The sequence below is a fragment of the Rhodococcus sp. 14-2483-1-2 genome (assembly GCF_002259405.1).
Lineage (GTDB): Bacteria > Actinomycetota > Actinomycetes > Mycobacteriales > Mycobacteriaceae > Rhodococcoides.
Window position 1 is genome coordinate 395,728 of record NZ_NPFW01000022.1, and the last position, 13,435, is coordinate 409,162.

Genomic DNA, 13,435 nt, shown 5'->3' on the forward strand with positions numbered 1-13,435 from the left:
TACCCGCTCGGGTGTGGTCACCGGAGGGCGATAGCGTAGGCCCACAGTCGATCCTAGGAGTGCACCGCCGTGACCGCCCCGAACACACCGACCCTCGAACCCATTCTGCGTCTCGGCCTCACGCTGGGACCGGGAATCGACATCGGTTCGGTACCCGCCGGTGAGCGGGTGGTCACCACCGTGCTCGGCGGCGCAGCTCCCGGCCCCGACATCGAGGGCACCCTCGCAGCAGGGTCGACCGTCGTCAGCGTCACTCGGCCGGACGGATGCACCGAGTTCAGCAGCGATCTCGTTCTCGAATTGGCGACCGGCGGTTACCTCTCGCTCGACTACCGCGGGGTTCAGTTCGGGCCTGCCGACGTCATCGACGCTCTGAACGATCCCGAACGTGAGGTCGATCCCGCCACCTACTACTTCCGCGGCACCCTCAGCGTGTCGACCGCAGTTCCGAAGTTCACCTATCTCAACCGCGCACTCGTCGTCACGTCCGGATCTCGCTCCGCCGAAGCCGTCGTGCTCGACGCCTTCCTGGTCACCTGACCACGACTCAGTCGAGCAGCTGAGCGACCTCACGGTCGGTCAGCGTCGCCTGCGGAGTTCGTCCTTTGCTCCGGACGAGTTCGACGGCGCGGTAGAGCGGCCGTTGGTCGAGTCCGGCGTCGCGTGCCTCGGCGCGCAGCTGATCCACCAGCACCGATGCGATCGCCGCGGCAGGCACCAGCTCGGTGGTCCACAGGGAGTCGGCGAGGGTGCGTAACGCGAGAATCGGCAGCTCACGGCCCCCATCCCTGGTGTAGAGCGCTAGGGGAAGCACGATGTGGGTACGCCCGTCGTAGAGCCGCAGCGAGATCTGATCGATTCCGGCCGTCCGAATCGTCAGTTCGGCCGTCACCACCTCCGGCATCTTCAGCCGGCGAGTGCGCAACCCCCGCGCGCACAGTTGCGGGCCGTCGAGCCACACCCGTCGGCGCAGACCGAGCCAACCCGACAGTACTGCGGGACCGCCGACGATCACCCCGACGAGAACTGCAACCCATACCGGCGCGAACAGCGCCAGGACGACGGCGAGAAGAATCCCGATCGCGGCCGACCCGACGATGATCTTGCGCAGGCGCGGTGCCAGGAACTCCACCGAGACCAGGTCCAGGGCTACCGGCCCCGCGTTGGACCCGGAGTCACCGGGCCGAGGATCACCGGCCAAGGCGCGCTCCGAGGGCATCGACCACGTCGGCCATCGGCACGGTCTCCTGCTCGCCGTTCGAAAGGTCTTTCACCAGAACCGATTCCGCAGCCAATTCCTGGTCGCCGAGCACCAACGCGATCCGCGCGCCGGATCGGTCGGCGGCCTTCATGGCACCCTTGATTCCGCGATTTCCGTAGGCCATGTCCACGGCTATTCCTCGTTCGCGAAGCTGAGCTGCGATGTCGACGATCGCCAGCTTGGCGCCGGCCCCCATCGGAACGCCGAAGACCTGGCATCGTGCCGTCGCGCCCGCGGTCTTGCCTTCGGCGGCGAGTGCCAGCACTGTGCGATCGACGCCGAGACCGAACCCGATTCCGGAGAGTGCCTGCCCACCGAGCTGTTCCATCAATCCGTCGTAGCGTCCACCGCCGCCGATGCCCGATTGTGCGCCGAGCCCGTCGTGCACGAACTCGAACGTCGTCTTGGTGTAGTAGTCGAGGCCACGCACCATCCGCGGATTCACCAGGTACGGAACGTTCATCACGTCCAGGTATGCCAGCACTTCGTCGAAGTGTTCCTTCGCCGAGTCGGAGAGGTGATCGAGCATCAACGGCGCGTCCGCGGTCATTTCACGCACCTCCGGCCGCTTGTCGTCGAGAACCCGCAGCGGATTGATCTCGGCGCGTCGACGGGTGTCCTCGTCGAGGGGAAGGGCGAACAGGAACTGCTGCAACAGCTCTCGGTACTGCGGGCGGCAGGTGTCGTCACCGAGCGAGGTGATCTCGAGTCGGAACCCGGTGAGCCCGAGGGCACGGAAACCGGCATCGGCCACGGCGATGACCTCGGCGTCCAGCGCCGGGTCGTCGACGCCGATCGCCTCGACACCGACCTGCTGCAGCTGCCGGTACCGCCCGGCCTGTGGGCGCTCGTAACGGAAGAACGGCCCGGCGTAGGCGAGCTTGACCGGCAGTGCTCCCCGATCCAGACCGTGCTCGATCACCGCGCGCATGACCCCTGCGGTGCCCTCGGGGCGCAGCGTCACCGACCGATCTCCGCGATCGGCGAACGTGTACATCTCCTTGCTCACCACATCGGTCGACTCCCCGACCCCGCGGGCGAACAGGCCGGTGTCCTCGAAGATCGGCAGTTCGATGTGGCCGTAGCCAGCGTTGCGGGCCGCGTCGAGCAGCCCTTCGCGAACGGCGACGAACTCGGCCGAGTTCGGGGGAAAGTAATCGGGAATCCCCTTGGGGGCGGAAAAGGCGGTCGGCTTGCTCACGCTCACAGCTTTCCTTGCTCGGGGTCGGTGAGTCCAACGAGGAACGGGTTGGACCCGCGCTCCTGGCCGATCGAGCTCTGTCCGCCGTGCCCCGGGAGCACCACCGTGTCGTCGCTCAGCGGGAGCAGCCGAGTCGCGATGGACCTCAGCAGTTGGTCGTGATCGCCGCCGGGCAGATCGGTGCGCCCGATCGATCCCGCGAAGAGGGTGTCCCCGGTCAGGGCCAGCGGAACCGATCCGTCGGGCCCGTCGGCATGGGCGAGGAACACCACCGACCCCTGGGTGTGCCCGGGAGTGTGCACCACCGTGAATTCGATGCCGGCCAGCTCGAGCCGTAGACCGTCCGTGAGCTCGATCACCTCGGCCGGTTCGTGGAACTCGAGGTCGCCGAGCACCGCCGCCAACGTCGGACCCGTTCCCTTGATCGGATCGGACAGCATGTAGCGGTCCTCGGGTGCGATGTACGCCGGGATGCCGTACTTTGCGCAGATCGGCTCCACCGACCACGTGTGGTCAAGATGACCGTGCGTGAGCAGTACTGCGGTGGGGGTGAGCGAGGACTGCGTCAGGAAGTCGATCAACGGATCAGCGGCGTCCTGACCGGGATCGACGACGACACACTCGGACGCGTCGTCCTGGGCCAGGATGTAACAGTTCGTCTGAAACATGCCTGCGGGGAATCCGGTGACGAGCAAGACAAACGCTCCTAAAGGCTGAGGCCGAAGTACCGAGCAAGCTTAGTGGGGCCGCTCCCGCCGGGTCCCCCCAGCATGCTCTCAGGCAGTGATGGCAAACTCGCGTTGGCCGATTCTCGGCCGATTACCACACGATCGGTCCGTGCAGCGAGCGGGCGAGGTCGTTTTTCGACAAGCGGGAGGAACACGAATTGCCCAGCAACGAGCAACGGCGCGAGGCTGCCAAACGAAAGCTCGAACGCCAACTCGTACGCCGCGCCGAGCGAGCGCGACGTCGTAAGCAATTGACGATCGCCGGTTCCATTCTCGGTGTCGTCGCGGTCGTGGCCGTCGTCTCGGTCGTGTTCGTGGTGACCCGCGGTGACGACGATGCGAGCACCGCCCAGGAGTCGACGACGTCGGCACCCGCCGATTCGATCATCGCAGCAGGGCGCACCGAGCCGCTGCCCGAGACGGTGAACTGCTCCTATCCCGCCGCGACACAGCCTGCGGCCAAGGAGAACACTCCCCCGCGCACCGACAACGTCCCCACCAGCGACGAGCCGCTGAGCTACAGCATGACCACGTCTGCGGGGAACATCGGGCTGACGCTGAACAATCCCGAGTCTCCGTGCACGGTCAACAGTTTCGTCTCGCTCGCCAATCAGGGCTACTTCGACGGCACCACCTGCCATCGACTCACAACGGGCGCGGGCCTGCAGGTTCTGCAGTGCGGCGATCCCACGGGCACCGGCTCCGGCGGACCGGGCTATCAGTTCGCCGACGAATTCCCCACCGATACCTATGCCGAGGGCGACCCCGCTGCTCAGACCCCGATCGCCTACCCACGCGGAACGTTGGCCATGGCCAACGCAGGCCCGGGTACCAACGGCAGCCAGTTCTTCCTCGTCTACGGCGATTCGGAACTGCCGCCCGCCTACACCGCGTTCGGCACCATCGACGAGACCGGACTCGCCACTCTCGACGCCATCGCAGCCAAGGGAGTGGAGGGCGGCGCATCCGACGGAGCCCCCGCCGAACCGGTCGACATCACGTCCATGCTGAGCGACCTGTGAAGCGCACCTCGGCGCTGACGATCGTGGTCTCGGCCACCGCGCTGGTACTCGCAGGGTGTTCCAGTTCGGCCGAACCGACAGCTGCACCGGCCACCACACCGTCGTCGACAACGACGACGACCACCGCAGCACCCGCGCCGCGGCCTGCCCTCGATCTGTCCCGTTTCGGCGCGTTGCCGCCCGTGCCGCAGCCGACGACCGACACGGTGTCCTGCTCGTATCCGGCCGAGTCCCCGGCCGCCAAGGAGGTCGAGGCTCCCGCGACCGACAACATCGACGTGTACGGAAACGTCGATGTGACGTTGTCCACCAATCAGGGTCCCATCGACATCACGCTCGACCGGACGCAGGCACCGTGCACCGTCAACAGCGTCGTCGGCCTCGTCCAGCAGGGATATTTCGACGGCTCGCCCTGTCACCGTCTGACGACGTCACCGGGCCTCGAGGTGCTGCAGTGCGGTGACCCGTCCGGGTCCGGTCGAGGCGGACCGGGATACACCTTCGCCAACGAGTACCCCACCACCGCGTACACCGACGATCCGGCGCAGGCCGAGAATCCGGTGGTCTACCCCCGCGGAACGCTGGCTATGGCCAATGCAGGCCCCGATACCAACGGCAGCCAGTTCTTCCTGGTGTACGCCGATTCGGTGCTGCCGCCGCAGTACACGGTGTTCGGCACCATCTCGGACGCCGGTCTGCAAACCCTCGACGCCATCGCAGCGGGCGGGGTCACCGGTGGCTCCGAGGACGGTGCACCGGCGAATCCGGTGATCGTGGAGTCCGCAGCCTGAGTTCAGAAAGACGAGAGGGTGAGCAGAGTATCTGCTCACCCTCTCGTTGCTTCCGTGGACTGCCGCTCAGGCCGCAGACGTCAGGCGGTACACGTCGTACACTCCCTCGACGTTGCGCACGACGTTCAGCACGTGCCCGAGGTGCTTCGGGTCGCCCATCTCGAACGTGAACTTGCTGATCGCAACCCGGTCCCCCGACGTCGCGACGGACGCCGAGAGAATATTGACCTTCTCGTCGGCGAGCGCCTTGGTGACGTCGGAGAGCAGCCGGTGACGGTCGAGTGCCTCGATCTGAATGGCGACCAGGAACACCGAGGACGCCGACGGTGCCCACTGAACCTCGATGAACCGTTCGGACTGCTCTTCGAGCGAGCGTGCGTTGGTGCAGTCGGTGCGGTGGACACTCACCGATCCACCACGGGTGACGAATCCGAGGATCTCGTCTCCCGGCACCGGAGTGCAGCACTTCGCCAGTTTCGCGACAACACCCTCGGCACCGGTGACCAGCACTCCCGCGTCGCCGACCTGACGGGGTCGAGTCGGGATCGTTGACGGTGTCGACCGCTCGGCGAGCTCTTCCTCGACATCGCCGACGCCACCGAGATGGGCGACCAGCCGCTGCACCACGTGGCGGGCGGACACATGATTCTCGCCGACCGCGGTGTAGAGCGCGGAGACGTCGACGTACCGTAGCTCGTGCGCGATCGCCGACATGGACTCGGCATTCATCAAGCGCTGCAAGGGAAGTCCGCCTCGACGAACCTCCTTGGCGATGCCGTCCTTGCCTGCCTCCAGGGCTTCCTCGCGGCGCTCCTTGGCGAACCACTGGCGAATCTTGGTCTTGGCTCGCGGAGAGGCTACGAACCCCTGCCAGTCCCGACTTGGACCGGCAGTGGCGGCTTTGGAGGTGAACACCTCGACCACTTCACCGTTGTCGAGAGTCCGTTCCAGTGCGACGAGTCGACCGTTGACCCGCGCGCCGATACAGCGATGCCCCACCTCGGTGTGCACCGCGTACGCGAAGTCGACCGGACACGATCCGGCAGGCAGGGTGACGACATCACCCTTGGGGGTGAAGACGAAGATCTCCTTGACCGCGAGGTCGTAGCGCAGCGACTCGAGGAACTCCCCCGGATCGGCGGCTTCTCGCTGCCAGTCGAGAAGCTGACGCATCCACGCCATGTCGTCGACCTCGGCATTGTCCTGCGAATGCTTGCCCTTGGTCTCCTTGTAACGCCAGTGCGCAGCGATGCCGAACTCGGCTGTGCGGTGCATGTCGCGCGTGCGGATCTGCACTTCGAGGGGCTTGCCCTCGGGGCCGATCACCGTGGTGTGCAGCGACTGGTAGACCCCGTAACGCGGCTGCGCGATGTAGTCCTTGAAACGGCCCGCCATCGGCTGCCACAACGAATGGACCACGCCGACAGCGGCATAGCAGTCACGGATCTCGTCGCACAGAATGCGGACGCCGACGAGGTCGTGGATGTCGTCGAAGTCGCGGCCCTTGACGATCATCTTCTGGTAGATCGACCAGTAGTGCTTCGGGCGACCCTCGACGACGGCACTGATTCGCGACGCGGCGAGTGTCGCGTTGATCTCGGCCCGAACCTTTTCGAGGTAGGTGTCGCGGGACGGCGCACGATCGGCGACGAGACGCACGATCTCGTCGTACTTCTTCGGATGAAGAATCGCGAACGCCAGGTCTTCGAGCTCCCACTTGACCGTCGCCATCCCGAGCCGATGAGCAAGCGGCGCAATGACTTCCAGCGTCTCCTTGGCTTTGCGCGCCTGCTTCTCCGGAGGCAGGAACCGCATGGTGCGCATGTTGTGCAACCGGTCGGCGACCTTGATGACCAACACCCGTGGATCTCGCGCCATCGCGATGATCATCTTGCGGATCGTCTCGCCCTCGGCCGCGGTTCCGAGCACGACCTTGTCGAGCTTGGTCACTCCGTCCACGAGATGAGACACCTCGTCGCCGAATTCCTCGGTCAACTTGGCGAGCGAATATCCGGTGTCCTCGACAGTGTCGTGCAGCAGCGCCGCAACCAGGGTGGTCGTGTCCATCCCCAACTCGGCCAGAATGTTGGCCACGGCGAGCGGATGCGTGATGTAGGGGTCCCCGGACTTGCGCATCTGCGAGGCATGCAGCTCGTCCGCCACGTCGTAGGCCCGCTGCAGCAACGCCAGGTCGGCCTTGGGATAGAGCTCGCGGTGCAGGCTTACCAGTGGCTCGAGCACCGGCTTGACCGCGGCGCTGCGTCCAGCGGTGATGCGGCGCGCCAGACGTGCTCGCACCCGCCGCGACGCCGAAGTGGGGACAGGTGCCGAGTTACGGGTTCCCGACGGCGCCTGCGAATCGGACGCCAGCGGATCGCGGGAAACCGGAGTGTCGACGGCCGGGCCGGCATCACCGGACGCGGCCTCGTCGGTCGTGACGAGTCCACCGGTCCGATCGGTAACGCCGGTCTGATCGGCAACTGCGGGCCGCTCGGGGACGGCAGGCCGATCGGGCAAGGGCTGATCGATGTAACGGGTCACTCTCATCACCTCCTGCCACACGTTCCGTGCTGACGCCGGAACATCAACGCATTGTGAAAGAGACTTTAGTCCTCATACTCGAACCAGGCAGCCGAGCGGGTAGCCACTGCACTTGTCGCGCCCACCCAGAACGGCGATCTCGAGAACCACAGCAGCACCGGCGATCACCGCGCCCTGCTCGGCCAACAACCGAGCCGTCGCATCGACGGTACCGCCGGTCGCCAGCACGTCGTCGACCACCAGAACTCGTCGTCCGGCCACGTCGATCGCAGTCGGGATCTGCAGTTCGGCGGTTCCGTACTCGAGATCGTACGACCGTGAATGCACCGGAGGCGGAAGCTTTCCCGCCTTGCGCACCGCGAGCACACCGCACCCGAGTTCGAGGGCGACTCCGGCCCCCAGCAGGAATCCCCGTGCGTCGATACCCGCCACCAGGTCGACGTCCTCGAACCCTTGCGCCAGCTCCGACACGACACTGCGTAACGCCGGCCCGTCCGCGAACACCGGTGTCAGATCGCCGAAGCGCACACCGGGGACGGGGAAGTCGTCGACCCACCGCGTCAGCCTGGTCACGGCAGCGGCAGCACCCACTGCACCGCCTGCGTCGTTCATCGAAGAAGCACCCACCGATCCATGTTCCATCCGGCACCAGCGGCCGTCGGGTTGGGCACCACGTCCTGCATGCCGTCACTGACGACAGTCGTACGCGGCTCGTTGTACAGGGGAAGCGACGGCATGTCGTTCCACAGGATGTTCTCGCCCTCGGTGGCCAGCGCCAGAATGCGCTCGGGATCGTCGGTCACCGCCAACTGATCGACGATGGAGTCGATCCTGCCGTTGCTGTATCCGCCGACGTTCAGACCGATGCCCGTCCGCAACGAATACCGTGCGGTGACCGCGGCAGCCGAACCCGACGGTCCGGGAAGCGATCCACTGCTACCGAGGACGGCATCGACCGCCCCGGCCCGCAGGGCGGACGGTGTGAAGTCCGGTGAACTCGCGTCCTCGACGGTGATGCCTGCGGCCGCGCAATCTGCAGCCATGCGACTCACCACCTGGGCGCGGCGCGCGTCCGGTCCCCGGTAGCCGACACGAACGGTCAGTGCGTCCACGCCTGCGGCCTCCAGTTCTCGGCCCGCCTGGTCCAGGTCCGAACGCTGGTATCGATCACCCACCACCGCTGCGACCGATGGGTACTCGAGTGTGTCGGGCTGGACGAGACGAGAGTCGACGAGGCCCGAGCCGAGGCCCGCCGCAGCCGCCTCGAAACCGGGGTGACCCAACGTGTCGAACAGATCCGATCTCGGGATGCACGCGGCCACTGCTCGACGTGCACTCGCGTCGGCCAACACCCCCTGGGTTGCGAACGTCAGTTGCTCGACGCCTCGCGACGGTTGCCCGGTGGTCGTGAATCCCTCGGGGGTCCCGAGATCGACGGCACCGGCCCCGTGGTCGATCACGTCCAGCGAGCCGTCCGCAGCCTTCGCCGTCAGGTCGGTGCCCTTGGGCCAGACGACCACCTGCGCGGTCTCGGGCGGGTTTCCCCACCAGGCGTCGTTCGCCACGAGCACGAGACCGTCCTCGGCGGAGAAGGACTCGACCCGGTACGGGCCGGCCGAGGGCAGTAGCGAGAGGTCGATCGAGCCCGGAGTCAGGGTCCATCCGGTGTTCCAGAAGTCGGCGATGCGGCTCACCACGTCGTCGTCCTCGCCCAGGATGGGATCGACGACGTTCGGCACGCCCGCGGCCCGAGCCGCGACGTGTGCCGGTAGTAGGTCGGTGGCACCGAACAGGGCGCGCCAGTTCTGGTAGCTGCGGCCGGACGCGAAGACGACAGTGGCTTCCTTGGCCCCAGGAACGCAATCGATGCGCTCGATGTCGGAGTACCCGGCCGTCGACGCCGCGTCGAACAGGGGGCGGTCGGTGGCGAACCTTCCGCTGTTCGCCGCCCAGGCCAACACCAGGTCGTCGCAGGCCATCGGCGCACCGTCGGAGTACGTCGCGGCCGGGGCGATGGAGTACTGCACGGTCAGCGTGTCACCGGGAACCACCGTGGCTGTTCCGATGTCGTTGTCCGACAACGCGTCTCCCTCGGGCCCGAGGTAGCTGAAGCCCACCTGCACCCGAGTGAACGCCTGCCGGGCTCCCGACGCCGCGCCGTCGACGGTTCTGGCGTTGTACGTGTTCACCACGTTGTCGAACGAGTAGCCGATCGAGGGCACCTTGTCCTCGGGCGACGAACACGCAGTGATGGACACTGCGCCGACACTCGCTGCCACCAGTGCCGCGCTCCACCGTCGTTTCACGTGCACTCTCCGTCCCTGTCGAGGGTGGTTCTACCGACGCTTCTTGTTTCGTTTCCCGGTCGGGCGGTTGCCCGGCTGCGGAGCCGACGCCTTCGGGGCGGCCACACCGACGGCAACCGGCTCCGGAGCGAGGCCGGCTGCGCGGGCTGCCGCTTCGGCGCGCTTGGAGTGGACCTTGCGGGTATGGACTGCGACGGGGCCCCACTTCTCCTTGAGCGTCACCAGCAACGGAGTGGCGAAGAAGATCGACGAGTAGGCACCGACGATCATGCCGACCAACTGCACCAGAGCCAGATCCTTCAGCGTGCCCACTCCGAGTAGCCATACCGCGATGATCATGAGTGCGATCACCGGGAGGACACCGATCACGGTGGTGTTGATCGAGCGCATCAGGGTCTGGTTGACGGCCAGGTTCGCCTGTTCGGCGTAGGTCTTGCGATGCAGGTTCAGGATGCCGCGGGTGTTCTCCTCGACCTTGTCGAACACCACCACCGAGTCGTACAGCGAGAAACCGAGGATTGTCAGCAGGCCGATCACGGTTGCCGGCGTCACCTCGAATCCGACGAGCGAGTACACGCCTGCGGTCACCAGGAGGTCGAATCCCAAGGCGGCCAGCGCCGCCAACGCCATGTCTCGTTCGTATCGGACAGCGATGTAGATGCTGACGATGACCAGGAAGACTACGAGCGCGATCAGAGCTTTCTGGGTGATCTGGCTGCCCCAGGTCTCGCTGACGTCCGACACGCTGATGGCGTTGGGGGTCGCGGTACCCGAGTTGTCCTGCGGCTGGAATGCCTCGAACAACGCCTGGCGAAGGGTGTCCACTTCGGCTGGGTCGAGAGCTTCGGAGCGAATCTGCACCGTTGCTGCGGCACCCGCACCGACGGTCTGTACCGACACCGGCGGCATGCCGAGCGCGTCGTCGTACACGGTCTCGACCTGCTCGGTAGTGATGTTGTCGGCCGCGGGCAGCGCGATCCGGGTTCCGCCCTCGAAGTCGATACCGAGGGTGAAGCCGCGAACGAGGAAGCTCAGCAGGCACACCAGCACGATGACGCCGGTGAGGATGTAGTAGAACCGGCGACGACCGACGATGTCGAAGGCACCGGTACCGGTGTACAACCTGGACAGCCAGCTGTGCTTCGGCTGGGTGGACTGATCGACACCCGAATCGTCGAGGGGCGATGGGGTCGACGTGGTCGTGTCCGACATGTCATGCCTCCTTCGACGGCGCAGTGCCGGTCTTGACGGCGAGTGCCTTGTTGGCTGCGCGCTTGCGTTCGAGCGCGATCTGCTGGACGGCACCGAGTCCGTTGACGGACGGCTTGGACCAGAACGTGGATTTCGATGCCAGGTACACCAGCGGCCATGTCACCAGCACCACGACGATGATGTCCAGGATCGTCGTCAGTCCGAGGGTGAACGCGAAGCCGCGGACCTGACCGACCGCCAACACGTAGAGCACTGCGGCAGCGATGAAGCTCACCGCATTGCCCGACAGGATCGTCTTGCGGGCGCGTGCCCAACCGCGAGGAACCGCCGATCGGAAGCTGCGGCCCTCCCTGATCTCGTCCTTGATGCGCTCGAAGAACACCACGAACGAGTCCGCGGTCATACCGATGCCGATGATCAGGCCTGCGATGCCTGCGAGGTCGAGTGTGAAGCTGATCCATCGGCCCAACAGAACGATGATTCCGTAGACCACGAGACCGGCCAGCGCCAACGACAGCGCAGTGAGCAGCCCGAGGGCACGGTAGTAGAGCAGGCAGTAGACCAACACCAGCGCCAGTCCGATGGCACCGGCGAGCAGACCTGCTTCGAGCGAGGCCAATCCCAGTGTTGCCGACACCGTCTCGGCCTCGGAGGACACGAAGGAGAGCGGCAAAGAGCCGTACTTGAGGGTGTTGGCGAGCTCGGACGCGGTCTGGTTGTTGAAGTTGCCGGTGATCGAGGTGGCGCTGCCCGCTGGGGTGGCCCCCTGAATGACCGGTGCACTGATCACCTTCGAGTCCAGCACGAACGCCGCCTGCTTCTGCAGATTGGCCGCGGTGAACTGAGCCCAGGTGTTCGAGCCTTCCGAGTCGAACGTCAGGCTGACCTGGAACTGGGCCTGCTGACTGTCGAAGCCGGAGGTGGCGTCGGATATCTGCTGACCGTCGATGATCGTGGGACCGAGCAGGTAGACGGCCGTTCCGTCGGTCGAGCACGCCACGAGGGGCAGCGCCGGATCGTCGTTACCGGCGAGCGGGTCTGCTGCGTTGCAGTCGAGGGACTGCATCGCGAGCTGCTGGACCTGCGGGTCCTCGCTCTGCCGAAGGGTCTTGGCGTCGGCGATCTCCTGGGCAGCGCGATCCGCGTCGGACAGCGAAGCATCCGCGGCGGGATCGTCTGTCGCGGGTTCGTCTGTAGCGGGTGCGTCGGTCGCAGGAGCAGGCGTCGGATCCACCGCAGACGGATCCTGCGCCGGGAACACACGGTTCTGCGGAGTGGCCGGATCTGCGGGCGCAGCCGGATCCGCCGAAGCAGCAGGGTCTGCCGGTGCCGCAGGATCGACCGGCGCGGCCGGGTCGACCGGGGTCTGCTGCGTGCCAGCACCCTCGCCCGTCGACGGAGCAACGGATCCAACGACGGGCCGGATGAACAGTCGCGCGGTCTGCCCGAGGGTGCGCGCCTGGGAGCTGTCGTCGCCGGGCACCGTGATGACGAGGTTGTCACCGTCGATGACCACCTCGGAGCCGGAGACACCGAGACCGTTGACGCGGGTCTCGATGATCTGCTGCGCCTGCTTCAAGCTGTCCTGCGTCGGTGCATTGCCGTCGGGGGTCCGCGCGGTGAGTGTCACGCGCGTGCCGCCCTGCAGGTCGATTCCCAACTTCGGCGAGGGGTCTTTGTCTCCGGTGAAGAAGACCATGGCGTACACCGCTGCCATCAGCACCGCAAAAACGGCGAGATAGCGGGCGGGTTGCACCGGTCCGCTGGAAGGTGCCACGGTGTGTGTTTCTCCTCTGAGGCGATGGAAAGTGTCGGTTCCTGCAGGGCCTGGCGGCCCGCTGTGTCAGCAGTGAGCGGTGCGATTGTGCACCACATCGGTCACCGCAGAGAAAACCGCTGCCGGATACTGTCTCCGACAGCGGTTCGTTCACATCGTGCTCACTCTTTTTCGAGCCTCTTCGACGTCTGCTCGATCGTCTCGTCCGGCCGGGTCGCGTCTGCCTTGCTCAGGGACGGTCCCGCGGTGTCGTTCGAGCCGAGGGCCGCGAGGTCCGCCTCGGTGGTCGCGTCGATGTCGGTGTCGTCGAACTCGGTGTCGTCGGGCAACACCTCACGTACGACCGCACGCGACCAGGTGGTGATGACGCCGTCGGCGATCTCCAGGTCGATCGTGTCGTCCTCGACCAGGACGACGCGGGCATACAGGCCTGCGGTGGTGACGACCTCGTCGCCGATCTTCAGCGAGTCCTGCATTTCCGTGGTCTTGGCCAACACCTTCTTCTGTCGACGCGCATTGAGAAACAGCGGTACCAGAAGGGCCACGATCAGCAGCGGAAACAGCAAATCCATCGGAAGGTCAGTCCTCGAAGTCGG

12 protein-coding genes are annotated in these 13,435 nt (G+C 66.0%); 3 read left to right on the forward strand and 9 right to left on the reverse strand.

What is annotated here, in order from left to right; genetic code table 11:
* The first annotated feature begins 69 nt into the window (after positions 1-69).
* Positions 70-540, forward strand: coding sequence for a DUF3237 domain-containing protein (locus CH295_RS22795; protein ID WP_037189416.1), 471 nt, complete (start codon positions 70-72; stop codon positions 538-540).
* Positions 541-547: 7 nt separating this feature from the next.
* Here the strand turns inward: CH295_RS22795 and CH295_RS22800 are convergent, their stop codons facing one another.
* The 3 genes from CH295_RS22800 to CH295_RS22810 are packed head-to-tail and all read right to left on the reverse strand — an operon-like array spanning position 548 to position 3,157.
* A complete protein-coding gene (locus CH295_RS22800; protein WP_230596214.1) occupies positions 548-1,219 on the reverse strand; it encodes a hypothetical protein in 672 nt (223 codons plus the stop codon).
* Complete coding sequence (hisS, locus tag CH295_RS22805; protein WP_094741987.1) at positions 1,191-2,462, reverse strand: histidine--tRNA ligase; 1,272 nt, start codon at positions 2,460-2,462, stop codon at positions 1,191-1,193. The genes CH295_RS22800 and hisS overlap by 29 nt, the downstream gene beginning before the upstream one ends.
* Positions 2,463-2,464: 2 nt before the next feature.
* Positions 2,465-3,157, reverse strand: coding sequence for an MBL fold metallo-hydrolase (locus tag CH295_RS22810; protein WP_037189418.1), 693 nt, complete (start codon positions 3,155-3,157; stop codon positions 2,465-2,467).
* A 191-nt stretch (positions 3,158-3,348) separates the two neighbouring features.
* Between CH295_RS22810 and CH295_RS22815 the strand changes: the two genes are divergently transcribed.
* Positions 3,349-4,212, forward strand: a complete 864-nt coding sequence (locus CH295_RS22815) for a peptidylprolyl isomerase (protein ID WP_094741988.1) — start codon at positions 3,349-3,351, stop codon at positions 4,210-4,212.
* A complete protein-coding gene (locus CH295_RS22820) occupies positions 4,209-5,003 on the forward strand; it encodes a peptidylprolyl isomerase (protein WP_094741989.1) in 795 nt (264 codons plus the stop codon). The genes CH295_RS22815 and CH295_RS22820 overlap by 4 nt, the downstream gene beginning before the upstream one ends.
* 66 nt (positions 5,004-5,069) lie before the next feature.
* Here CH295_RS22820 and CH295_RS22825 read toward each other — a convergent pair whose 3' ends face one another.
* The 6 genes from CH295_RS22825 to yajC all read right to left on the reverse strand — a co-directional run bounded on the left by CH295_RS22825 (position 5,070) and on the right by yajC (position 13,411).
* The gene (locus CH295_RS22825) at positions 5,070-7,373 is read right to left on the reverse strand and encodes a RelA/SpoT family protein (protein WP_252342172.1); all 2,304 of its coding nucleotides are present in this window, start codon (positions 7,371-7,373) and stop codon (positions 5,070-5,072) included.
* 243 nt (positions 7,374-7,616) lie between these two features.
* The gene (locus tag CH295_RS22830; RefSeq protein WP_037189421.1) at positions 7,617-8,156 is read right to left on the reverse strand and encodes an adenine phosphoribosyltransferase; all 540 of its coding nucleotides are present in this window, start codon (positions 8,154-8,156) and stop codon (positions 7,617-7,619) included.
* Positions 8,153-9,856, reverse strand: coding sequence for an ABC transporter substrate-binding protein (locus CH295_RS22835; RefSeq protein WP_094741990.1), 1,704 nt, complete (start codon positions 9,854-9,856; stop codon positions 8,153-8,155). Before CH295_RS22835 ends, CH295_RS22830 begins: the two co-directional genes overlap by 4 nt.
* A gap of 24 nt (positions 9,857-9,880) precedes the next feature.
* Positions 9,881-11,062, reverse strand: a complete 1,182-nt coding sequence (secF, locus tag CH295_RS22840) for a protein translocase subunit SecF (RefSeq protein ID WP_037189423.1) — start codon at positions 11,060-11,062, stop codon at positions 9,881-9,883.
* A 1-nt stretch (position 11,063) separates the two neighbouring features.
* The gene (secD, locus tag CH295_RS22845) at positions 11,064-12,839 is read right to left on the reverse strand and encodes a protein translocase subunit SecD (RefSeq protein ID WP_170946026.1); all 1,776 of its coding nucleotides are present in this window, start codon (positions 12,837-12,839) and stop codon (positions 11,064-11,066) included.
* A gap of 161 nt (positions 12,840-13,000) precedes the next feature.
* A complete protein-coding gene (yajC, locus tag CH295_RS22850) occupies positions 13,001-13,411 on the reverse strand; it encodes a preprotein translocase subunit YajC (protein ID WP_094741991.1) in 411 nt (136 codons plus the stop codon).
* Positions 13,412-13,435 lie beyond the last annotated feature (24 nt).

Coding starts and splice junctions, on each gene's coding strand:
- CH295_RS22800 (WP_230596214.1), bottom strand. CDS start 1,219: ATGCCCTCGGAGCGCGCCTTGGCCGGTGATCCTCGGCCCGGTGACTCC.
- CH295_RS22830 (WP_037189421.1), bottom strand. CDS start 8,156: ATGAACGACGCAGGCGGTGCAGTGGGTGCTGCCGCTGCCGTGACCAGG.
- secF (WP_037189423.1), bottom strand. CDS start 11,062: ATGTCGGACACGACCACGTCGACCCCATCGCCCCTCGACGATTCGGGT.
- yajC (WP_094741991.1), bottom strand. CDS start 13,411: ATGGATTTGCTGTTTCCGCTGCTGATCGTGGCCCTTCTGGTACCGCTG.